Here is a 22,088-nt window from a genome sequence, read left to right as displayed (position 1 = left end):
CTTGTCGCAAAAGCGCGACAAAGAGCGTAGAGGGATTCTCCTGCAAGCCGTTTGGGCGTGCAGGTGCTTTCAAGGGCCGGCATGAAACTACTCGAGACATACATATTGCGGCGCGTCGGCCAGATGTTTCTCGTGGCGCTCCTGCCCGTGCTGGCGATCATCTGGACGACACAGGTTTTGCAGCGCATCAACCTCGTCACCGACAGCGGCCAGTCGATCGGCTCGTTCGCCAAGCTCGCGACGATGATCCTGCCGTCGATCATTCCCGTGGTGCTGCCCTTCGCCCTCGTCATCGCCATCACCCAGACGCTGACGACGATGAACAACGATTCCGAGCTGACCGTCATCGATGCGGCCGGGGCACGGCGCACCATTCTGGTCCGGCCGATCCTGCTGCTCGCCGCCGTCATCAGCGTCTTTTCCTTTTTCGTCGACAACATCGTCGAGCCGCGGGCAAAGACCGTGGCTCGTCAGATGATCGCCGAAACCTATGCCGATCTCCTCTCCTCGGTCATCGAGGAAAAGACCTTCCGCAAGCTCGACGAGGGTCTCTATGTGCAGATCTCGCAGCGCCTGGCGGGGCGCATGCTGAAGGGCCTGTTCGTCGCCGACGAGCGGGACCCGGCCTACGAGCTGATCTATTACGCCAAGGAAGGCGCCGTCGACGATACCGGCACGACGCTGATCATGCACGACGGCGAGGTGCATCGCAAAACGCCCGACGGCAACGTCTCGGTCATCAATTTCGATTCCTATTCCTTCGACCTCTCCGACATGACGGAGAGCCGCGGTCAGGCGACGCTGAAAGCCAGCGACCGTGACCTGTGGTTCCTGTTCAATCCGGATCCGAACGACAAGGATTATACGATCCGTCCGCAGAGCTACCGTGCCGAACTGCATCGACGGCTGACGGACTGGATCCTTCCTGTCGTCTTTGCCCTGTTTTCGCTGGCGATCGCCGGCGACGCCCGCTCGCACCGCGAAGCGCGGCTGCATCCGATGGTGAGCGCGCTCGGCTATGCTTTCGCACTACGGTGGGCTGCCTTCTACGCGGCAAACCAAATCGACACCGATCCGGAATATATCGCGGTTCTCTACGCTCTCCCGATCGTCAGCAGCATCGTCTCGATCATCTTCCTCGGCTTGCACAAGCGACTGGTCATGCCTTCGTTCGTCTGGGACCGGATATCGGTTTCCTGGAGACGCATGCAGGAAAGACTGCTTACCGCGACCAGCAGGTCCGGCGGGGGCGCGGCCCAATGATGTTCGGGACATTGTCGCGTTATTTCTTTCGCCGCTACCTGGCGACGACGGGCTGGTTTCTGATCGGCGCGTCGGCGATCGCCTTTCTTCTTGATTTCAGCGAGACGGCGGGACGTATGTCCGGCCTGCCCGGCTACACGATCGGCGGCGGCATCGTGATGACCGCCGTGCGCCTGCCGCTCATCCTGCAGCAGACAATCCCCTTCGTTGCCCTCTTCGTCGGCATGACGGTGCTGATCGGGCTCAATCGCAAATATGAGCTCGTCGTCACCCGCGCAGCCGGCATTTCGGTCTGGCAGTTCATGTTTCCCTTCATCGCCGGCTCATTGGTGCTCGGCGTACTGACGACGACGGCGCTTAACCCGCTTGCCGCCTGGGGACAGCGCCAGGCGCTGCTGGTCGAGTCCGACTGGCGCGGCGAAAACGCGGTTCTGCGCAAGGCGCCACAGATTCCGTGGCTGCGCCAGATCAGCGGCCGCGACGATGTCATCATCGGCGCCCAGACGGTCCAGGAGAACGGCACCAAGCTGATCGACGCCGTGTTGATCCATTTCGATTCAAGCGGTCGAGTCATTCTGAGACAGGATGCCGCCACGGCTAAGTTGGAAGATGGTTACTGGCAGCTTAACGGTGTCGTCGAGCGCAAGCCTGGCGAAATCCCGTTGCGCAAAGCTTCGGTCCAACTTCGCACCAATCTGAAACAGGATTTCGTTCAGGAGCGGCTGACAGCGCCGGAAACAATTGGTTTCTTTGACCTTTCCAACCGCATTGCGGCGGCCAAGTCCTTCGGCATCTCGACCAAGGCCTTGGAGACGCAATTCAACTCTCTGTTGTCTCAGCCATTGCTGCTGGTGGCCATGACTCTCATTGCTGCAACAGTGTCCCTAAAATTTAGCCGGTTCAACCAATCCCGCTCCGTGATTCTGGGTGGAATCCTGTCAGGCTTCATGCTTTATGTCATCACCGTGCTTGTAAAAGCATTCGGAAGCAGTGGAGTCGTGCCTCCCTTCGTGGCGACCTGGATACCGGTTGTTGTCGCGCTGGCCTTGGGCGCGACTATTTTGCTTCATCAGGAGGACGGCTAGTGGCGGTAGGCGACCGCAAGTATTTTAGTAAACAATCGGTTGCCCTGCTTGTCGGTGCGGCTCTATGTTCCTATTTCGGCAGCGTCCCGGCCTCCCACGGCCAGGCCAGCGCGCCTGAGCAAAATATTCAGAACAAGATTCCCGAAGGCGCCAAATTGCTGCTTTCGGCCAATGAACTCGTCTATAATCGTGACGCCGACCTCGTCTCGGCGGTCGGCGGCGTGCAGATCAACTATGGCGGCTACAAAATGGTCGCGCAGAAGGTCGAGTACAATCAGAAGACCGGCCGGATGTTGGCGATGGGCAATGTCGAGCTCGTCAGCCCGGACGGCAACCGCATCTATGCCGACAACCTTGACGTGACCGACAATTTTGCCGACGGGTTCCTGAACTCGCTGCGCGTCGAAACCTCCGACAATACGCGTATCGTCGCCGAAAGCGGCGAGCGGGTCGGCGGCACGAAGATGATTCTCAACAAGGGCGTCTATACCGCCTGCCTTCCCTGCGCCGAAGATCCGAAGCGCGCACCGTTCTGGCAGGTCAAGGCCAAGCGCGTGATCCAGAACGGCGAGACCCATACGATCCGTCTGGAGCGAGCGCGTTTCGAGCTGCTCGGCTACCCGATTGCCTTCGTGCCGTTCATCGAAGTTCCCGACAATACGGTGAAGCGCAAATCCGGCTTCCTGTTCCCGACGATGAGCCTGTCGCAAAATCTCGGCTTCGGTCTTTCCATTCCTTATTATTATGTGATCTCGCCGAGCATGGATGCGACGGTCACGGCGACCGGCTATACGGCCCAGGGCTTCCTCGTCGAAGGCGAATTCCGTCAGCGCTTCGAGAACGGCACGCATATCCTGCGCGTCGCCGGTATCGACCAGGCAAAGCCCGGCAATTTCAGCTCGGGCACCAGCGATGCCGAAGCCGAGCAGCGCGGCATGGTGGCGTCAAAGGCGGAGTTCCGCATCAATCCGCGCTGGACGTTCGGCTGGGACGTCATGGTGCAGAGCGACAATAATTTCTCGAAAACCTACAAGCTCCGCGGCCTGAGCGGCACGGATCGCACCAACCAAATCTACCTGACCGGGCTCGGCAAGCGGAATTATTTCGACATGCGGGCGTTTTATTTCGACGTCCAGGATGCCGACCGCAAGAACACCGCCGAAAAACAGCAGGCGATCGTCTATCCGGCGCTCGATTATCATTATGTAGCGCCTCAGCCGCTTGCAGGCGGCGAACTTTCCGCAGACGTCAACCTGACGAATATTTCGCGCACACATGATGACTTCTACACTGTCGACGGATTCGACCGTTTCCGCGGCCTGAAGGGCCAGACGTCGCGCCTGACCGCCGAACTTCAGTGGAAACGCACCTACGTCACGCCGACCGGCCTGGTGATCACGCCGCTTCTGGCGGCGCGCGGCGACGCTTTCGCGCTCAATATGGACGATCCGACCGGTTACGCCGGCAATTACCTTGACGACAATTCCGCCACCCGTTCGATGCTCACCGCCGGGTTGGAGGTGCGTTATCCAATTCTGGTGACGACGGAAAACAGCACCCATATCCTCGAGCCGATCGCGCAGATCTACGCCCGTCCCGACGAGCAGCTCGCCGGTCGGCTGCCGAACGAGGATGCACAAAGCTTCGTCTTCGATGCCACGTCGCTTTTCGACCGTGACAAGTTCTCAGGCTACGACCGTATTGAAGGCGGCACCCGCGCCAATGTCGGCGTCCAGTATACCGGGACTTTCGACAGCGGTTACAAGCTGCACGGCATCTTCGGCCAGTCCTACCAGATCGCCGGCCAGAACTCGTTCGCCACCGATGACCTCGTCAATGTCGGCGCGGATTCCGGCCTCGAAACCGACCGCTCCGATTATGTCGGCCTCGGCGGGGTCGAAACGCCATACGGTGTGTCCGTCGCCGCCTCCTATCGTCTCGACGAGAAGGATTTCGACTTCCGGCGCGGCGACCTGACGACCGCCTACCACAACGACACCTTCCAGACACAGGTGACCTACACCCATCTCAGCGCCCAGCCGGCCTACGGCTTCGCCGAGGACAATGACGAGATCCAGACCAGCAGCAGAGTGAAATTCAAGGACTACTGGTCGATCTTCGGCGGCATCGCCTGGGATCTGAACAATGATGTGATTGCCCGCCGGACGCTCGGTCTCTCCTATGAGGACGAATGCACGATCTTTACGATCGCCTATACCGACAGCAGGGATTCCGACGACGAGACGGCGAGCGATTGGACGATCGGCGCGCGGCTGACGTTCCGCACGCTCGGCGATATCAAGATCGGCACCGATACCCTCTCCAACTAGCAGGCGGGCGGCGTAAACATGGCCCCAAGTCATTCTTTCGCCGCAAGCCTGTGCAGGACATTGCCGCCAGCCGATATCTGAGGCATAGGGGATTTGCGCCGTGACGGAAGCGATTTCCGCGTGTCTCGCACTGTGGTAAGGACGCCGCGATCAACGTCTCGCAGCGCTATTGGGAGGTCAACAGATGATTGACGCGAAAAAAGCCATAACCGCCTTTCTCGCCGGCGCAGCGATTGCCTTGCTGACAGGCCTTGCCGGCCCGGCGCTTGCAGTAAGCGGAGTCCAGGCCGTGGTGAACGGCACAGCCATCACCAGCGGCGATGTCGCCAAGCGTCAGGCCTTCCTGCGCCTGCAGCATACCAAGGCCGACGCCAAGACGGCCACGGAGCAATTGATCGACGAGTCGCTCAAGCGGCAGGAGGTCGCCCGCGTCCATATGTCGGTTTCGCAGCAGGACGTCGATGCGTCTTTCGCGCGCTTTTCGGCCGGCAACAAACTTTCCGTCGAACAGATGTCGCAGATCCTCGATCGCGCCGGCGTCGGCGTCGACCATTTCAAAGGCTTCATCGCCGTGCAGATGAGCTGGCCGCGCGTCGTCAATGCGCGCTACGGCTCGACGTCACGGCTGTCGAACTATGATCTCGTCTCGCGCATGATGCAGAACAACAAGCAGAAGCCGGTGACGACGGAATATATGCTGCAGCAGATCATCTTCGTCATTCCCGAGGCCAAGCGCGGCGCCATCACCGGCAAGCGCAAGGGCGAGGCCGAGGCATCGCGGTCGAAATTCCCCGGCTGTGATCAGGCAAAGACCTTTGCCGCGACGATGCGCGATGTTTCCGTGCGTGATCTCGGCCGCATGCTCGCTCCCGAGATCCCGCCGGATTGGAAGCCTCTGGTCGAGCAGGCCAAGGGCAACACCACAGGCACCCGCGTTACCGAGAAGGGCGTCGAATATCTGGCGATCTGCAGCCAGCGCCAGGTCTCCGACGACCAGGCCGCCGAAATGGTCTTCCGCCAGGAGGATCTCGACAAGTCCAAGGCCGGCAAGAGTGGCCCACCGGAAAACGAAAACAGCAAGAAATACCTGGACGAACTGCGCAAGAAGGCGCAGATCGCCTACCGCTGACCGACAATGGCGATACCCTTTTCACGACCGCTTGCGCTGAGCCAGGGCGATCCCGCGGGCATCGGACCGGATATCACCTTGATGGCCTGGCTCCGCCGGCGTGAACTCGGGCTCCCGCCTTTTTTCCTGATCGGCGATCCGGATGTCCTGGCTCTGCGGGCCCGCCAGCTCAATCTGGCGGTTTCCATTCGTGAGATCGACACGGCCGGCGAAGCAGCGGGCATATTTGCCGATGCGCTGCCCGTCATGAGCGTCCCGGCCGGCATTGAGGTGGTGGCCGGCGAGCCGCATGCGGCAACGGCGAAGGGCACGATCGCGGCGATCGAGAAAGCAGTCTCGCTTGTCATCGGCGGCGAGGCACTCGCGGTCGTCACCAATCCGATCGCCAAGGCCGTGCTCTACGAGGCGGGTTTCCGGTTTCCCGGCCATACCGAATTTCTCGCCGATCTTGCTGCCAGGGCAACCGGCAGGCCGGTGACGCCGGTCATGATGTTGTCGGGACCGAAACTGAGGGCCATTCCCGTTACCATCCACATTCCTGTCCGCGATGTGCCGCAAGCGCTGACCGGCGATCTGATCATCGAAACCTGCCGGATCGCCGATGCGGATCTCAGGCAGCGTTTCGGAATCGACGCGCCACGGCTTGCCGTCGCCGGTCTCAACCCGCATGCGGGTGAAGGCGGAGCGATCGGGACGGAGGATGAGGACATCATCCGCCCGGCGATCGAGCAGCTGCGTTACGAGGGGATCGATGCGATCGGCCCCCTGCCCGCCGACACCATGTTCCATGACGACGCGCGGGCGCGATACGACGCCGCCATCTGCATGTATCACGATCAGGCGCTGATCCCCGCCAAGGCCCTCGGTTTCGACGACAGCGTCAACGTCACGCTCGGACTTCCCTTCGTGCGAACCTCGCCGGATCACGGCACCGCTTTTGGCATTGCCGGCAAGGGTCTGGCGCGTGAGCAGAGCCTGGTTGCGGCAATGAAGCTTGCCGCCCAGCTCGGCCGCACTTGGGAAGGCCGCCGCTGATGGCAGCACTCGACGGCCTGCCGCCGCTTCGCGACGTCATTCAGCGTCATGGCCTCGATGCGCGCAAGGCGCTCGGGCAGAACTTCCTGCTCGACCTCAACCTTACGCAGAAGGTCGCCCGCACGGCAGGCGCGCTCGAAGAGGCCACCGTTTTCGAGGTCGGCCCCGGTCCCGGCGGGCTGACCCGCGCGATTCTGGCGCTCGGCGCCAAGAAGGTCATTGCCATCGAGCGGGACGCGCGCTGCCTGCCGGCGCTTGCCGAGATCGCCGATCACTATCCCGGCCGACTGGAGGTCATCGAAGGCGATGCGCTGAAGACGGATTTCGAAGCATTGGCGCCGGAAGGCCCCGTCAAGATCATCGCCAACCTGCCTTATAATGTCGGCACGCAACTGCTGGTCAACTGGCTGCTGCCGAAAGCCTGGCCGCCGTTTTGGCAGTCGCTGACGCTGATGTTTCAGAAAGAAGTCGGCGAGCGTATCGTCGCGGGCGAGGACGACGACCATTACGGGCGCCTCGGCGTTCTCTGCGGCTGGCGAACGGAGGCACGCATGGCCTTCGACGTGCCGCCGCAAGCCTTCACGCCGCCGCCGAAGGTGACTTCGACAGTGGTGCATCTCGTCCCCAGGGCGAACCCCATCCCCTGCGCTGTCGCCAATCTGGAAAAAGTAACGCAGTCCGCCTTCGGCCAGCGCCGCAAGATGCTGCGCCAGAGCCTGAAGCCACTCGGCGGCGAGAGCCTGCTCATCAAGGTGGGAATCGATCCAGCGCGGCGGGCGGAGACCCTCTCAGTCGAAGAATTCTGCCTTCTCGCAAATAGCCTTTAGCGCCACATTTCCTGTGGACGCACAAAGGACGCGCCTCAAAGAGACGGCGTCTCTTCCAGCAGCTCGCGAACGAAATCGAACATGCCGTGGCGGCGGTCGCGGCGCAGGCGTTCGGCCTTGACGATCGACTGGACGGCGTCGAAGGCGGTGTTGAGATCGTCGTTGACGATGACATAGTCATATTCGCGCCAGTGGCCGATCTCGGCGCGGCTGTTGGCGAGACGCGTCTGGATGACCTCCTCGGAATCCTCGGCGCGGCGATGCAGCCGTGACTGGAGCTCCGTCATGGTCGGCGGCAGCACGAAGATCGAGACGACGTCGGCCGACATCTTCTCCTGCAGCTGCTGGGCGCCCTGCCAATCAATATCGAAGAGCATATCGCGGCCCTCGGCCATCGCCTGCTCGACCGGCTCGCGCGGCGTGCCGTAGAAATTGCCGTGCACTTCGGCCCATTCGAGCAGCGCGTCGCTGTCACGCAGCCGCTCGAACTCGCGCACGCTCTTGAAGTGGTAATGCACGCCCTCGACCTCGCTCGGGCGGCGCTGGCGCGTGGTGACGCTGACGGAAAGGCCGATATGCTTGTCGGTCTCCAGTAGCGTGCGCGCGATGGTGGACTTGCCGGCGCCAGACGGCGACGAAATGACAAGCATCAGACCGCGGCGGGCGATCTGCACGGGCGAGGATTTCGCCGGTTTCATGTCCTACTCCAAATTCTGGACCTGCTCGCGGAACTGGTCGATCACGACTTTCAACTCGATGCCGGCGGCCGTAACCGCCGAGGCATTCGACTTCGAGCAGATGGTATTCGATTCGCGGTTAAATTCCTGTGCAAGGAAGTCCAGCCGGCGCCCGGCAGGCCCGCCTTTCACCAGGAGATCGCGCGCGGCGGCGACATGCGCCTTCAGGCGGTCGATTTCCTCGCGCAGATCCGCCTTGGTCGCCAACAGCGCGGCTTCGGCATGCAACCGGTCGCGGTCGAGCGCGGCCATGCCGTCCATCAGCAAGGCGACCTGCGCCACGAGCCGGGAGGCGATCTCCTGCGGCGAGCGCGAAGGATCCATCTCGATCGTCCGTGTCAGACCCTCGATCGTTGCGACGTGATCGAGAAGAATGCGGGAGAGCGCCGCCCCTTCCTGTTCGCGCATCGCCCGGAGGTCGGCAAGCGCGGCCATGAGTCCGGCGGCAATATCGGCATCCCGGGCAGCCAGCGCCTCCTCAGCGTCCTCGCCCTCACGGAACTCCACGATGCCGCGCACCAGAAGCAGCGTGTCGAGCTTCAGCGGCGCCGGATCGATCACGCCCGCCAATTGCTCGCGCATGGCAAGCACGGCGGCAAGCGCTTCCCTGTTCAGCACCGCCTCGAAACGGTTCTCGTCAGCGGTGACCGAAAGCGAAGCCTGCAGGTTGCCGCGGCTGAAGCTTTCGCCGGCAAGGCGGCGGACCTCCGCCTCCATGCGTTCGAGGCCGGGCGGCAGGCGCAGGCGCAGGTCGAAACCCTTGCCGTTGACCGAGCGCAGCTCCCATGCCCAACGCCAGCGGCCGCTTGTTCCCTCGCGTCGCGCAAAACCGGTCATGGACTGCAAAGCCATGCGAGCCTCCCGAAAACTGTCAGTTGATCTTCTTTTTCTTCGGCGGCACGACAGTCGCGCCACTGTCGCCCGGCTGCTCTTCCGGCTGGCCGTCGACTGCGATGTTCGGGTCCGAGCCCTTGTCGGCCTCAAGCTTGCGCCAGCGCTTGACGTTGGCATTGTGCTCCTCAAGCGTAGCGGCAAAAACGTGGCCGCCGGTGCCGTCGGCGACGAAATAGAGATCCTGGGTTTTCCAGGGATTGGCGACGGCTTCCAGCGCATCCTTGCCGGGATTGGCGATCGGCGTCGGCGGCAGGCCCTTGATGACATAGGTATTATAAGGCGTGTCCCGTTTCAGATCCGACTGGTAGATCGGCCGGTCGGCCGGTTTTCCCTCGCCACCGAACAGCCCATAGATGATCGTTGGATCGGACTGCAGACGCATGCCCTTGCCAAGCCGGTTCAGGAACACGGAAGCGACATGGGCACGTTCGTCGGGAATGCCGGTCTCCTTTTCGACGATCGAAGCGAGCGTCACGAATTCTTCTTTGGTTCGCAGCGGCAGCGAGGAGTCGCGCTTATCCCAGATCTGGTCGACCAGCTTCTGCTGTGCAGCTGCCATCTGTTCGACGATTTCCGAGCGCTTCGTGCCGCGCGAGAATTTGTAGGTGTCCGGACGCAGGCTGCCTTCGGCCGGCAGTGCGGCCGGCAAGTCGCCTTCCAGCACCGGATCCTGCAGCATGCGGTCGAACATCTGGCGGACCGTCAGGCCTTCCGGAAAGGACACCGAATAGAGGATGGACTTGCCCGATTTCAGCAGCTCCATGATATCGCTCATGGAGGCTCTCGCCTTGATCTCGTATTCGCCGGCCTTCAGGCTCTCGCCGGCGGCAAGATGCGTCGCGGTGAGATAACGGAAGATACGGGCATCGGAGATGATCGCGTTGCGCTCGAGGTTCGAGGCGATTTCGGCGAGACCCGCGCCGTTGCGGACGATGAAATTGGTGTTGGTCTGCAGCGGGCCTGGGCTCTGATAAGTCGAGGTCGCGTAATAGAAGCCGATGACGGCAAGGACGCAGACCAGCACCGTCATCGTCATGATGAAGTTCAGGAAAAGGACGATCTGGCTGCGAGCGTTCCTGGAGCGCTTCGGCGGCTCCGGAACACGTTCCGGACGCAGGGCTTCGCTCGGCGACTTCGGGATGATCGGTCCCTTCTGCGCCTGGCTGTCGTTGCTCTGGTTCGTCGTATCGCTCACCGGCAATCCTCTAAAACTTGGCCCTCATTCCGCTATTTCGCGAAGCAATGCGGCAAAAACAGGTTCCGCCACAGTTCAACGAAGCCGCTGCCCATCGTTCAACTCCAGCACGCTGCTCCGGCGGGCCTCTTACTGCGCGTAACGGCGCAGCACGAGCGATGCGTTCGTGCCGCCGAACCCGAACGAATTGGACAGAGCCACGTCGATTTCTCGCTCACGAGCCTTGTGCGGAACAAGATCGATCGCCGTCTCGCATTCGGGATTGTCAAGATTGAGCGTCGGCGGCGCGACATTGTCACGGATGGCAAGTGTCGCGAAGATCGCCTCGATCGCGCCGGCAGCACCGAGAAGGTGTCCGGTCGCCGACTTGGTCGAGGACATCGAGATCTTCGACGCCGCGTTGCCGACAAGGCGCTCGACCGCCCCGAGCTCGATCGTGTCGGCCATGGTCGAAGTACCATGAGCGTTGATGTAGTCGATGTCGGCCGGTGTCAGCCCGGCGCGCTTCAGCGCCATCCCCATGCAGCGGCCGGCACCCTCGCCGTTTTCGGAAGGCGCGGTAATGTGATAGGCGTCGCCCGACAGGCCGTAACCGACGACCTCAGCGTAGATCTTGGCGCCGCGGGCCTTGGCATGCTCCAGCTCTTCGAGCACCACGATGCCGGCACCCTCGCCCATGACGAAGCCGTCGCGATCACGGTCATAGGGGCGCGAAGCCTTCTGCGGATCGTCATTGTGCTGGGTCGACAGCGCCTTGCAGGCGGCAAATCCTGCCAGCGAAATACGGCTGACGGGAGATTCCGTGCCGCCGGCGACCATGACGTCGGCGTCACCAAGCGCGATCAGCCGCGCGGCATCGCCGATCGCATGCGCGCCCGTCGAGCAGGCGGTGACGACCGAATGATTGGGTCCGCGCAGCTTGTGGCGGATCGACACCTGGCCGGAAACGAGGTTGATCAGGCGGCCGGGAATGAAGAAAGGGGAGATGCGGCGCGGGCCCTTGTCGCGCAAGGTGTAACCTGCCTCGACGATGCCTTCGATGCCGCCGATGCCGGAGCCGATCAATACGCCGGTGGCAATCTGATCCTCATCGGTCTCGGGATGCCAGCCGGCATCGGCAAGCGCCATATCGGCGGCGGCCATGCCGAAGATGATGAAGGGATCGACCTTGCGCTGCTCCTTCGGCTCCATCCACTGATCGGCATTGAAGGTGCCGTCGGTACCGTCACCGATCGGGATACGGCAGGCGATCTTGGCGGGAAGGTCGTCGACTTCGAATTCGGTAACCAGACGAGCGCCGTTCTGGCCGGCAAGCAGCCGCGACCACGTCACCTCAGTTCCGCATCCCAAGGGTGATACCATGCCGGTACCGGTGATGACGACACGTCTCATCGCGTGCTTTCCCCCGTCTCTTATGTTCTATGGAGAAATATGCCGAAAAGAAAAGGGCGGACTCCAGGCCCGCCCTTTCTCAAATGTACAGGATCAGGCCTGGGCCTTCTCAATAAACTTCACTGCATCACCGACCGTCAGGATCGAGTCGGCAGCGTCGTCAGGAATTTCGACGCCGAATTCTTCTTCGAATGCCATGACAAGTTCGACCGTGTCGAGCGAGTCGGCGCCCAGATCGTCGATAAAGCTGGCGCTCTCGACGACCTTGTCGGCATCGACGCCAAGATGATCAATAACAATTTTCTTTACGCGTTCTGCGATATCGCTCATGTCGGTTTCCTCGACCTTATGTCCTGATCGGAATGCCGTTGCGGCACCCCTACCCTGTTTCAGCCTGCGATGTTTTCAGACATCCTCGGCAAACTCGTTTAACCCGGCTTCAGAGATGTCCGAGGCTTGCGAAAAGCCCGCCGGTTCGTCTGCTTTCTCGGGACGACTGTTCACAGTCATTGGCCCGCTTAACATGGTTTAAGTCTGCCGCAAAGCCAGAAAATCAACGCTTCGTGATTGCTCAACATGCTATTACGGGAAATATCCCCGTGCCAACAGTTTGTTGTTTCAGATCATCGCCATGCCGCCGTTTACGTGCAGCGTCTGGCCGGTCATGTAGGCGGCTTCGGCGGAGGCAAGATAGGCAACCGCCGAAGCGACCTCGCCGCCCGTGCCCATGCGCCTCATCGGGATCGCCCCCATGATCGCTTCCTTCTGTTTGTCGTTCAGCTTGCCGGTCATGGCGCTTTCGATGAAGCCGGGCGCGACACAGTTGACCGTCACGTTACGGGTGGCGATTTCCTGCGCCAAGGACTTGGTGAAGCCGATCATGCCGGCCTTGGAGGCGCAGTAATTGGCCTGGCCCGGATTGCCGGTGACGCCGACGACGGAGGTGATGTTGATGATACGGCCATAGCGGCGGCGCATCATCGGATGCGTCAACTCGCGCGTCAGGCGGAAGGTCGCCGTCAGATTGACCTCGAGGACCGCATCCCAATCCTCGTCGCTCATGCGCACGAACAGGCCGTCCTTGGTGATGCCGGCATTGTTGACGAGGATATCGACACCTTCGAGATCGGCCTCGGCCTTCTGGCCGAGCGCCTTCACCTCGTCGCGGTCCGACAAGTTGGCCGGGAAGATCTTCACGCGCTCGCCGAGCTCGGCCGCCAGCGCTTCCAGCTTCTCGACGCGGGTGCCGTGCAGGCCGACGATGGCGCCCTGCTTATGAAGGAGACGGGCGATTTCCTCGCCGATGCCGCCCGAAGCGCCGGTGACGAGAGCCTTGCGGCCGGAAAGATCGAACATGGAAACGTTCCTTATATCTGGAGATATCAATCAGGCCATGAGTGCGGCGACGGCCGCGTCGATATCCGCCGGGCCGCTGACGGAGATGCCATTCACTGTTTTGTCGATGCGGCGGGCAAGACCGGTGAGCACTTTGCCGGAACCGAGCTCGTAAAGCGTCGTGACGCCGTTTGCGGCAAACCATTCCACTGTCTCGCGCCAGCGGACCTGACCGGTCACCTGCTCAACCAGGAGGCTGGCGATCTCGCCGGCGCCGGTCACCGGCGCGGCGCGGACATTGGCGATCAGAGGCACGACGGGATCGGACTTGGCGACCGTTGCCAGCGCTGCGCGCATGGCCTCGGCCGCAGGCGCCATCAGCTTGGAATGGAAAGGAGCGGAGACCGGCAGCAGGATGGCGCGCTTGGCGCCCTTGTCGGTCGCAAGGCCGGCGGCCTTTTCGACGGCTGCCTTCTCGCCCGAGATGACGATCTGGCCGCCGCCGTTGTCGTTGGCGATCTGGCAGGCGCCGATGGCGGCCGCCTCCTCGCAGACGGCAACGACATCGGCGTGTTCGAGGCCGATGATCGCGGCCATGGCGCCGACGCCGACGGGGACGGCCGCCTGCATGGCATTGCCGCGAATACGCAGCAGCCGCGCCGTATCGGCGAGCGAAAAGGTGCCGGCGGCGCAGAGTGCCGAATATTCGCCAAGCGAGTGGCCGGCGACGTAGGCGATCTTCGACTGCAGATCCAGCCCCTTGGCTTGGAGAACACGGACGACGGCGATCGATACGGCCATCAGCGCCGGCTGGGCGTTCGCCGTCAAGGTCAACGTGTCCTCGGGACCATTGAACATGACGTCGGAAAGCTTTTCACCAAGTGCCTCATCGACCTCTTCGAAAACGGCGCGGGCTTCGGCGAAATTCTCGGCGAGATCCTTGCCCATGCCGACGGCCTGGCTGCCCTGGCCGGGAAAAGTGAAAGCGATGGTCATGTTCATGTCCCTGACTGTGCCCCTCAAGGCTGTTTTGCCTCCAATTGACATTCTTTCCAGCAGAGTCAAGTGGCGCTCCATTCTCCGCAAAGCCTTTCGCGCCCGCGCAAAAGCCCGGATTTTGCTCTTGCGCTCCGTCAAATCCAGCCTAGATTTGCCCAGACCCTTCCAAGGCTTCCCTCTCTCTCCCAAGGTTTTTCCATGAAGTACAATTCCCTAGGCCGAACCGACATTTCCGTTTCAGAAATCTGCCTTGGCACCATGACCTGGGGCTCGCAGAACAGCGAAGCCGACGCTCATGCGCAGATGGACTACGCCGTCGAGAAGGGCATCAATTTCTTCGATACCGCCGAACTCTACCCGACCACGCCGGTGTCGCCCGAAACACAGGGCTGGACCGAAGACTATATCGGTAGCTGGTTCAGCAAATCAGGCAAGCGTCGAGATATCGTGCTTGCGACCAAGGTCGCCGGCCGCGGCCGCGATTATCTGCGCGGCGGCGAAGGCGCGGATGCAAAGAACATCCGCATGGCGCTCGAGGCCAGCCTGAAACGGCTGAGGACGGATTACGTCGACCTCTACCAGGTCCATTGGCCGAACCGCGGCCATTTCCACTTCCGTCAGAACTGGAGCTATAATCCCTTTACCCAGGATCGAGACAAGGCCGTCGCCAATATGGCCGAGATCCTGGAAACACTGGGCGCGCTGGTGAAGGAAGGCAAGATCCGCGCGATCGGCCTTTCCAACGAAACCACCTGGGGCATCCAGAAATATCTGACGCTCTCCGAACAGAAGGGCCTGCCGCGCGTCGCCAGCGTCCAGAACGAGTACAATCTGCTCTACCGCCATTTCGACCTCGATCTCGCCGAACTCTCGCATCACGAGGACGTCGGGCTGCTTGCCTATTCGCCGCTCGCCGGCGGCATCCTGACCGGCAAATATGTCGATGGTCTGAGGCCGAGGGGTTCGCGCGCGTCGATCAATCCCGATATCGGCGGCCGGTTGCAGCCGCTGCAGGAGCCGGCGACCAAGGCCTATTTGGCGCTCGCAGCCCGGTACGGCCTCAATCCGGCAATCATGGCGCTCACCTTCTGCCGCTCGAGGCCCTTCATGACCTCGGTCATCATCGGCGCGACCTCGATGGAGCAGCTGAAGCTCGATATCGGCGCGGCCGACCTGACGCTTTCGGATGAGATCCTGGCGGAGATCGCCAAGGTGCACCGGCAGTATCCGCTGACGCTCTGATCTATCCCGCATCGCCCCGACGCTGCCGATTGGGCAGCGTCGGGTTCGAATCTCCGATTGCGCTTGCCTTTCCCCTAAAAATCCGTATAAGCCGCGCTGTTCGTTAACCCGGTCTTCTGGCTGGTGGCTGAACGGAGGGCCGGTTTCCTCTCGGAAATCGTTCGGAACGGAAGCGTTCCAGCCTCCCGTGTCTCCGCTCTCGACCGTCTCGGAAACGCTTTTCTTGCCTGGGTCCGCCCAATCAGGAGCAGTCGTTGAGGCTTAGCCGCCGAATATCGGGTTGAACCAAACGCAAGAAAGGCAAAGCTGTCATGGCTCTTTATGAACATGTATTCCTTGCCCGGCAGGATATTTCCGCTCAGCAGGTCGATGCCCTCGTAGAACAGTACAAGGGTGTGATCGAAGCTAACGGTGGTAAAGTCGGGCGCATCGAAAACTGGGGCCTCAAGTCCCTCACCTATCGCATCAAGAAGAACCGCAAGGCGCATTATGCCCTGATGGACATCGATGCACCGGCAGCAGCGATCCAGGAAATGGAACGTCAGATGCGCATCAGCGAAGACGTTCTTCGCTACATGACCATCGCCGTCGAAAAGCACGAAGAAGGCCCGTCTGCCATGCTGCAGAAGCGCGACCGCGACGACCGCGGCCCGCGCGAAGGCGGCGATCGTGGCCCGCGCCGCGAGTTCGGCGACCGTCCGCCGCGCCGTGACGGCGATTTCCAGCGTGGCCCGCGTCCGGATCGCGCTCCCCGCGAAGACCGTGCATAAGGAGATATAAGAATGTCTGAAGCTTCCTCCGCACCGGTCCGTCGTCCGTTCCATCGCCGTCGCAAGACCTGCCCGTTCTCAGGCGCAAACGCACCGCGGATCGACTACAAGGACGTCCGCCTGCTGCAGCGCTACATTTCCGAGCGCGGCAAGATCGTTCCGTCGCGCATCACGGCCGTTTCCCAGAAGAAGCAGCGCGAACTCGCCCAGGCGATCAAGCGCGCCCGTTTCCTCGGCCTGCTGCCCTACGTCGTCGCTTAATCGGCCGACGCAATCAGATTTGGGGGAAGGTATTCGTGCCTTCCCTTCTCCCTTTCGCGATGGGCGCGGATCGGAATCTTTAAAACCCATGTTGAGACGTTTCTGAATTCGATTCAGCAACAGCCTCTAACTGCTTGATGAAGCAGGACAGCGACTTTGAAACGACCGGATCTTAAAACGCTGCTGATCGGCGCACTCGCCGGATTGACCGCCGCCCTGCTTGTGCTGGGCGCGAGCATGCAGCCGTCGTTTTTCAGCGCGCTCCTCTACACGGCCTCGGCGCTGCCGATCCTGATCGTCGGGCTTGGCTGGGGCAATGCCGCCGGGATTTCGGCCGTCGTCACGGGAGCGGCGCTTGGTGCGGTCCTCATCTCCCCGTCTTTCGCGCTCATCATGACGCTGGTGACGCTGCTGCCGGCCGGCTGGCTCAGCCATCTTGCCAATCTCGCGCGTCCCGCCTCCGAACTCGGCGGCCCCGACCATCTGCTTGCCTGGTATCCGCTCTCCGATATCCTGCTGCATCTCTGCGGACTGGTGACGCTTGCCGTCATCGTCATCGGCGTAATGATCGGCTATGGGCCTGATATCACCGACCCGATTGTCGATCTGCTGATCACCTCGGTCAAGCAGCAGCAGCCGGAATTCATGCCCGATCCGGCGGCGACCGCGCAGACAAAATCGCTGATCCTGCTGATGCTGCCGGCCGTGCAGGGCGGCATGTGGGTCAGCATGCTGTTTGCCGCCTATTACTTCGCCGTGCGCATCGTCGCCGCATCCGGCCAGGGCCTTCGGCCGCGCGAGGATATTCCCTCATCGCTGCGGATGAACCGCAATTCGATCTTTATCTTCCTGGCCGGGCTTGCTGCCTGCTTCTTCGGCGGCGTTCCGGCGCTCGTCGGCGCCACCGTGATCGGCACCTTCGGGGCCGGTTTCATGCTCTCCGGCTTCGCTTCGCTGCATTTCCGCACACGTGGAAAGGACTGGCGCATACCGGCCCTCATCCTTGGCTACCTGGCTTCGATGCTCATGCTGCTGCCAGCTCTCCTCATCCTCGTCCTGGGTCTCAGCGATACGCGCAAGGCGATCGCGCTCACCCCGGCGAAAGATGCCGATACCTCCAAACAATCCGACACGAAAATCTGAGACACAAGAAAGGAACAAGAAAATGGAAGTCATCCTTCTCGAACGCATCTCCAAGCTCGGCCAGATGGGCGAAACCGTAAAGGTTCGCGACGGCTTTGCTCGCAACTACCTGCTGCCGCTCGGCAAGGCGCTTCGCGCCAACGCTGCCAACAAGGCTCGTTTCGAATCCGAGCGTGCGACGCTCGAAGCCCGCAACCTCGAGCGCAAGTCGGAAGCCCAGAAGGTCGCCGACGTTCTCGACGGCAAGTCCTTCATCGTCGTGCGCTCCGCCGGCGAAACCGGCCAGCTCTATGGCTCGGTCGCTGCCCGTGACGTCGTCGAAGTTCTCGCCGCCGAAGGCTTCAACATCGGCCGCAACCAGGTTCACCTGAACACGCCGATCAAGGCGATCGGCCTGCACAAGGTCGAACTGCAGCTGCATGCCGAAGTCGAAATCCATGTCGAGCTGAACGTTGCCCGTTCCGCCGAAGAGGCCGAGCGTCAGGCCAAGGGTGAAGAACTCACCTCGGTCGACGCGATCTACGGTGTCGATGAAGACGCGCTGCGTCCCGAAGACTTCTTCGATCCGGAAGCCGACGGCCTCGACGAAGACGAAGCATAAGTCTCGCCGGTACGATCCGCGTGAGGGAAGCCCGGCCGTTGCGCCGGGCTTTTTCTTTTCCGTGCGTTCCGGGTTCGCGCAGCGGGTCGCTTTTTTAGCGGGGGATTACCCGGATGTTTTTGCTGCGTGCCCGATGTCATCGGGCTAACATATCCTTCTCCGGAACGGATGAGCTGAGTCGGCTCCGTACCGTGTCCTGCGGGTGACACTGCCAGTATTTCGCATTTGTGGCGCCCGGGACTGTGGAGAAGTCGAACAATGGGCACAGCGTTCAGGATTTAGGAGAGACGAGCCCCGCTCCTTTCGCAGCCCCTTGATTTTCTCCATCCGGAATTGCAAATCCGGAGTTGGAAAAAGACAGAACGGATGATGATGAACGACGCCGCTCGAAAGATTGCAGCTGTTGCTCCGTCGGAGCAGCATTACCGCGAAGCACCCAACAATATCGAAGCCGAGCAGGCGCTTCTCGGCGCCATCCTGATGAACAACGACGCCTATTACCGGGTGTCGGATTTTCTGAAGCCGATCCATCTCTACGAACCCCTGCACCGGAAGATCTTCGAGGTCGCCGGCGACATCATCCGCATGGGCAAGATCGCCAATCCGGTGACGATCAAGACCTTCCTGAAAGCCGACGAGAAAGTCGGCGACATGACGGTTTCGCAATATCTGGCAAGCCTTGTCAGCAACGCGGTCACGGTCATCAACGCCGAGGATTACGGCCGGGCGATCTATGATCTCGCGCTGCGCCGGGCGCTGATCACCATCGGCGAGGACGTCGTCAACATCGCCTATGACGCGCCGCTCGACATGCCGCCGCAGTCGCAGATCGAGGATACCGAGCGCCGGCTGTTCGAGCTCGCCGAAAATGGCCGCTACGACGGCGGCTTCCAGTCCTTCAACGACGCCGTGGCGTTGGCGATCGACATGGCGGCCGTCGCCAAGGAACGCGACGGCGGCCTTTCCGGCATTTCCACCGGCATCCATTCGCTCGATGCCAAGATGGGCGGTCTGCAGCGTTCGGACTTGATCATCCTCGCCGGGCGTCCCGGCATGGGCAAGACCTCGCTTGCCACCAACATTGCCTATAACATCGCCGCCGCCTATGAGGGCGAAGTTCAGTCGGACGGCAGCATGAAAGCCAAGAACGGCGGCGTCGTCGGCTTCTACTCACTCGAAATGTCGTCGGAACAGCTCGCCACCCGTATCATCTCGGAGCAGACGGAAGTCTCGTCCTCGAAGATCCGCCGCGGCGACATCAACGATGCCGATTTCGAAAAGCTCGTCGCCTGCTCGATGATGATGCAGAAAGTGCCGCTCTATATCGACCAGACCGGCGGCATCTCGATCGCCCAGCTTTCAGCGCGCGCGCGCCGGCTCAAGCGCCAGCGCGGCCTCGACGTGCTCGTGGTCGACTACGTGCAGCTGATGACCGGCTCGGGCAAGTCAAGCGACAATCGCGTCCAGGAAATCACCCAGATCACCACCGGCCTCAAGGCGCTCGGCAAGGAGCTCAATGTTCCGATCATCGCGCTGTCGCAGCTCTCGCGTCAGGTCGAAAGCCGCGACGACAAGCGCCCGCAGCTCTCCGACCTTCGTGAATCCGGTTCGATCGAGCAGGATGCCGACGTCGTGCTCTTCGTGTTCCGCGAGGAATATTACGTCAAGAACCAGGAGCCACGCGATCCTCACGATCCGAAATATCCGGAATGGGAAGCACTCTTCGACAAGGTGAAGGGCACCGCCGACGTCATCATCGCCAAGCAGCGTCACGGACCGACAGGCACCGTGAAGCTCGCCTTCCAGGCGGAATTCACGCGCTTCGCCGATCTCGCAGATCCTTCCTTCATACAATACGAGGAACATTGACGCGGTTTCCCGCGTCGATTTTCTTCAGAGCCCTGCAGCCCGCAACAGTGCAACCGTCGCGACGCCGACCACGACGCTTGCAAGCATCGGCAGGCGGCGCGCGGCGATTGCGGTTGCTGCGCATGCCAGCGTCTCCGCCCAGCCGGTCGCAAAGGCGGTCGGGGCGATGACGGCCATCAGCACGGCCGGCGGAATGGCTTCGATCGCCGTTCTCCGGCGCTCATCGATCTCGACATGCCGGATCAGGACGAGACCGCTGACGCGGGTGAAGACAGTTGCGGCAGCCATCGCGAGGATGGCGAAAAAGATATCGCTGTCCAGCGTCATGCCGCCTGCTCCCGCGCCCTGCCCTGCCAGAGGGCCATCGCCAGCCCTGCCAGCGCACCGGCGGCGATATACCAGACCCCCGGCACGAAATGGTGGATTGCAACGGAGGCGGCACCGCTTGCGGCAAGCACGGCGCCGGTTTCCGGCCCCTTCCAGAAGCCCATGACCAGCACGACGAAGACAGCCGGAAAGGCGAAGTCAAGGCCGATGAAGGCAGGATTGCCGAGAAAGGCGCCGAGCAGTGCGCCTGTCAGCGAGGAACCGACCCAGGTGAGGTAGAAGGGCGTGACGATGCCGGCATACCAGGCGGGTGTCAGCCTTGTGCTGCCGGCTCGGAATTCCGCCATGGCCCAGAGCTCATCGGCGAGGAAGAGCATGGCGATATAACGTTTGACGCCGGGGAAGGACTGCATCTTCGTGCCGATCGACGCGCTCATGAGCACGTGGCGAATATTGACCAGCAGCGCCGCGAAGCCGACGCCGATCCAGCTTGCCGGATGCGTCCAGATGTCCATCGCCACGAATTGCGAACCACCTGCGAAAACAAGTGCGCTCATCAGTGTCGTTTCCAGCGGCGAAAGGCCCTTGGCGGTGGCGACCGCGCCGAAGACCAGGCCGATCGGCAAAACGGCGACGACAAGCGGAAAAATGGTGCGCATACCGGCGAGAAATTCGCCAAGACGAAATTCGCCGGATGGCCGGCTGTGCTGCAACATGGCAACCTCCTGATCAAGATCGCGGAGGAGTAGCCCAGCACGCCACGGCCGTATTGAACGAAAGTGATCAGCCCGTGCGGAATTGACCGGGGGTCACGCCCGTGCGCGCCTTGAAATGCCGGGTGAAATGCGCCTGATCGGCAAAACCACATTCGAGCGCAATATCGGCCGGCATGCGCCCCTGCCGCAGCAGCCGGCGGGCGACCTGCACGCGCCGATCCGTCAGGAAGGCATGGGGCGTGATGTGATATTCCTTGCGGAAGGAGCGGATGAGGTGAGCACGGCTCAAACCCGCCACTCCGGCCAATTCCTCGAGGCCGACGTCGCTATCGAAATTCTCGACCAGGTATTCGCGGGCGCGGCCGACGGCGCTTCGCTCCTGCGTATCGACAGGCACGACAATCGTGCTGCCGTGACGCGCAAAGATCGCCGCCAGAACCGAGAACATGCCTTCATCGGACTCCAGCGCGCCTGCGCCGCTTTCGAGCGTGCGATGGGCCGCATGAAAGGCATTGGCAAGCTGCAGATCGCGTGGAAGCGCGCCGGCGAAGGACGGCGTCGCGTGGAAGGCCTTGCCGGTGACATCCTCCAGAATATCGACGAACAGCTTCGTGTCGGGATAGATCATGCGGTAGCGGTAGCCTTCACCGCCCGGAGCGCCGTCATGGATGACACCGGGGTCGATCAGATAAAGGTCGCCGGGCCCGGTTTCCTCCCGCCTGCCGCTGAGCGTGGCGATCTGGGTGCCGCTTTCTATCGCGCCGATGCTGAAGGTATCGTGCGCATGCGGCGCGTACTCATGCGTGAGAAAGGTAGCGCTCAGGCACTCCATGCCGCGGAAACGGGTATCCCGCCAGAAGCGGGCCGATTCCACATTGGCCAGCGGCATGGCCTCCGCGGCCTCTTTTTGCGATACGTTGTGCATCCAATAGAATTAG

At 61.8% G+C, this 22,088-nt stretch carries 22 protein-coding genes; 12 read left to right on the top strand and 10 right to left on the bottom strand.

Annotated elements, in window-relative coordinates:
- Positions 1-81: 81 nt before the first annotated feature.
- The 6 genes from AMK02_RS07465 to rsmA all read left to right on the top strand — a co-directional run bounded on the left by AMK02_RS07465 (position 82) and on the right by rsmA (position 7,669).
- Positions 82-1,263, top strand: coding sequence for an LptF/LptG family permease (locus AMK02_RS07465; RefSeq protein ID WP_011424787.1), 1,182 nt, complete (start codon positions 82-84; stop codon positions 1,261-1,263).
- Positions 1,260-2,348: an LPS export ABC transporter permease LptG gene (lptG, locus tag AMK02_RS07460; RefSeq protein WP_011424786.1), complete on the top strand. Its 1,089-nt coding sequence runs from the start codon at positions 1,260-1,262 to the stop codon at positions 2,346-2,348. Before AMK02_RS07465 ends, lptG begins: the two co-directional genes overlap by 4 nt.
- Positions 2,348-4,678 (top strand): LPS-assembly protein LptD, encoded by a 2,331-nt coding sequence (locus tag AMK02_RS07455; protein ID WP_064801617.1) that lies wholly within the window; start codon positions 2,348-2,350, stop codon positions 4,676-4,678. Before lptG ends, AMK02_RS07455 begins: the two co-directional genes overlap by 1 nt.
- Positions 4,679-4,862: 184 nt before the next feature.
- Positions 4,863-5,807, top strand: a complete 945-nt coding sequence (locus AMK02_RS07450; RefSeq protein ID WP_064801616.1) for a peptidylprolyl isomerase — start codon at positions 4,863-4,865, stop codon at positions 5,805-5,807.
- Between the two features lie 6 nt (positions 5,808-5,813).
- Entirely contained in the window at positions 5,814-6,842 is a 1,029-nt protein-coding gene (gene pdxA, locus AMK02_RS07445) for a 4-hydroxythreonine-4-phosphate dehydrogenase PdxA (protein ID WP_064801614.1), read from the top strand.
- Complete coding sequence (gene rsmA, locus AMK02_RS07440; protein ID WP_064801612.1) at positions 6,842-7,669, top strand: 16S rRNA (adenine(1518)-N(6)/adenine(1519)-N(6))-dimethyltransferase RsmA; 828 nt, start codon at positions 6,842-6,844, stop codon at positions 7,667-7,669. Before pdxA ends, rsmA begins: the two co-directional genes overlap by 1 nt.
- 35 nt (positions 7,670-7,704) lie before the next feature.
- Here the strand turns inward: rsmA and gmk are convergent, their stop codons facing one another.
- The 7 genes from gmk to fabD all read right to left on the bottom strand — a co-directional run bounded on the left by gmk (position 7,705) and on the right by fabD (position 14,218).
- Positions 7,705-8,367, bottom strand: a complete 663-nt coding sequence (gmk, locus tag AMK02_RS07435) for a guanylate kinase (RefSeq protein WP_004680508.1) — start codon at positions 8,365-8,367, stop codon at positions 7,705-7,707.
- 3 nt (positions 8,368-8,370) lie between these two features.
- Complete coding sequence (locus AMK02_RS07430) at positions 8,371-9,258, bottom strand: YicC/YloC family endoribonuclease (RefSeq protein ID WP_064801611.1); 888 nt, start codon at positions 9,256-9,258, stop codon at positions 8,371-8,373.
- A 19-nt stretch (positions 9,259-9,277) separates the two neighbouring features.
- Positions 9,278-10,495 (bottom strand): endolytic transglycosylase MltG, encoded by a 1,218-nt coding sequence (mltG, locus tag AMK02_RS07425; RefSeq protein WP_064806058.1) that lies wholly within the window; start codon positions 10,493-10,495, stop codon positions 9,278-9,280.
- 129 nt (positions 10,496-10,624) lie between these two features.
- Positions 10,625-11,887: a beta-ketoacyl-ACP synthase II gene (gene fabF, locus AMK02_RS07420; RefSeq protein WP_064801609.1), complete on the bottom strand. Its 1,263-nt coding sequence runs from the start codon at positions 11,885-11,887 to the stop codon at positions 10,625-10,627.
- 93 nt (positions 11,888-11,980) lie between these two features.
- Complete coding sequence (locus AMK02_RS07415; RefSeq protein ID WP_003547058.1) at positions 11,981-12,217, bottom strand: acyl carrier protein; 237 nt, start codon at positions 12,215-12,217, stop codon at positions 11,981-11,983.
- 288 nt (positions 12,218-12,505) lie between these two features.
- A complete protein-coding gene (gene fabG / locus AMK02_RS07410) occupies positions 12,506-13,243 on the bottom strand; it encodes a 3-oxoacyl-[acyl-carrier-protein] reductase (protein WP_064801607.1) in 738 nt (245 codons plus the stop codon).
- Positions 13,244-13,273: 30 nt separating this feature from the next.
- Positions 13,274-14,218 carry an ACP S-malonyltransferase gene (gene fabD, locus AMK02_RS07405; RefSeq protein ID WP_064806056.1) on the bottom strand — a complete coding sequence of 315 codons (945 nt, stop codon included), beginning with the start codon at positions 14,216-14,218 and terminating at the stop codon, positions 13,274-13,276.
- A gap of 201 nt (positions 14,219-14,419) precedes the next feature.
- Between fabD and AMK02_RS07395 the strand changes: the two genes are divergently transcribed.
- The 6 genes from AMK02_RS07395 to AMK02_RS07370 all read left to right on the top strand — a co-directional run bounded on the left by AMK02_RS07395 (position 14,420) and on the right by AMK02_RS07370 (position 20,107).
- A complete protein-coding gene (locus AMK02_RS07395) occupies positions 14,420-15,463 on the top strand; it encodes an aldo/keto reductase (protein WP_064801602.1) in 1,044 nt (347 codons plus the stop codon).
- A gap of 311 nt (positions 15,464-15,774) precedes the next feature.
- Positions 15,775-16,233, top strand: a complete 459-nt coding sequence (gene rpsF, locus AMK02_RS07390) for a 30S ribosomal protein S6 (protein WP_004680499.1) — start codon at positions 15,775-15,777, stop codon at positions 16,231-16,233.
- 12 nt (positions 16,234-16,245) lie between these two features.
- On the top strand, positions 16,246-16,494 hold the full coding sequence (gene rpsR, locus AMK02_RS07385; RefSeq protein ID WP_004680498.1) for a 30S ribosomal protein S18: 249 nt from the start codon (positions 16,246-16,248) through the stop codon (positions 16,492-16,494).
- 156 nt (positions 16,495-16,650) lie between these two features.
- Positions 16,651-17,637, top strand: coding sequence for a hypothetical protein (locus AMK02_RS07380; RefSeq protein ID WP_064801601.1), 987 nt, complete (start codon positions 16,651-16,653; stop codon positions 17,635-17,637).
- 22 nt (positions 17,638-17,659) lie between these two features.
- Entirely contained in the window at positions 17,660-18,238 is a 579-nt protein-coding gene (gene rplI, locus AMK02_RS07375; RefSeq protein ID WP_010013418.1) for a 50S ribosomal protein L9, read from the top strand.
- 372 nt (positions 18,239-18,610) lie between these two features.
- Positions 18,611-20,107 carry a replicative DNA helicase gene (locus tag AMK02_RS07370; RefSeq protein WP_064692681.1) on the top strand — a complete coding sequence of 499 codons (1,497 nt, stop codon included), beginning with the start codon at positions 18,611-18,613 and terminating at the stop codon, positions 20,105-20,107.
- 24 nt (positions 20,108-20,131) lie between these two features.
- Here AMK02_RS07370 and AMK02_RS07365 read toward each other — a convergent pair whose 3' ends face one another.
- The 3 genes from AMK02_RS07365 to AMK02_RS07355 form a co-directional block, all read right to left on the bottom strand.
- On the bottom strand, positions 20,132-20,434 hold the full coding sequence (locus AMK02_RS07365; RefSeq protein WP_064801599.1) for an AzlD family protein: 303 nt from the start codon (positions 20,432-20,434) through the stop codon (positions 20,132-20,134).
- Positions 20,431-21,150, bottom strand: coding sequence for an AzlC family ABC transporter permease (locus tag AMK02_RS07360; RefSeq protein ID WP_064801597.1), 720 nt, complete (start codon positions 21,148-21,150; stop codon positions 20,431-20,433). Before AMK02_RS07360 ends, AMK02_RS07365 begins: the two co-directional genes overlap by 4 nt.
- Positions 21,151-21,217: 67 nt before the next feature.
- On the bottom strand, positions 21,218-22,039 hold the full coding sequence (locus tag AMK02_RS07355) for an AraC family transcriptional regulator (protein ID WP_064806055.1): 822 nt from the start codon (positions 22,037-22,039) through the stop codon (positions 21,218-21,220).
- Positions 22,040-22,088 lie beyond the last annotated feature (49 nt).

This window comes from Rhizobium sp. N731, assembly GCF_001664145.1.
GTDB classification, from domain to species: Bacteria; Pseudomonadota; Alphaproteobacteria; order Rhizobiales; family Rhizobiaceae; genus Rhizobium; species Rhizobium esperanzae.
Note: the sequence above shows the minus strand (reverse complement) of the source record. Positions and strands in the feature narration are given on the sequence as shown.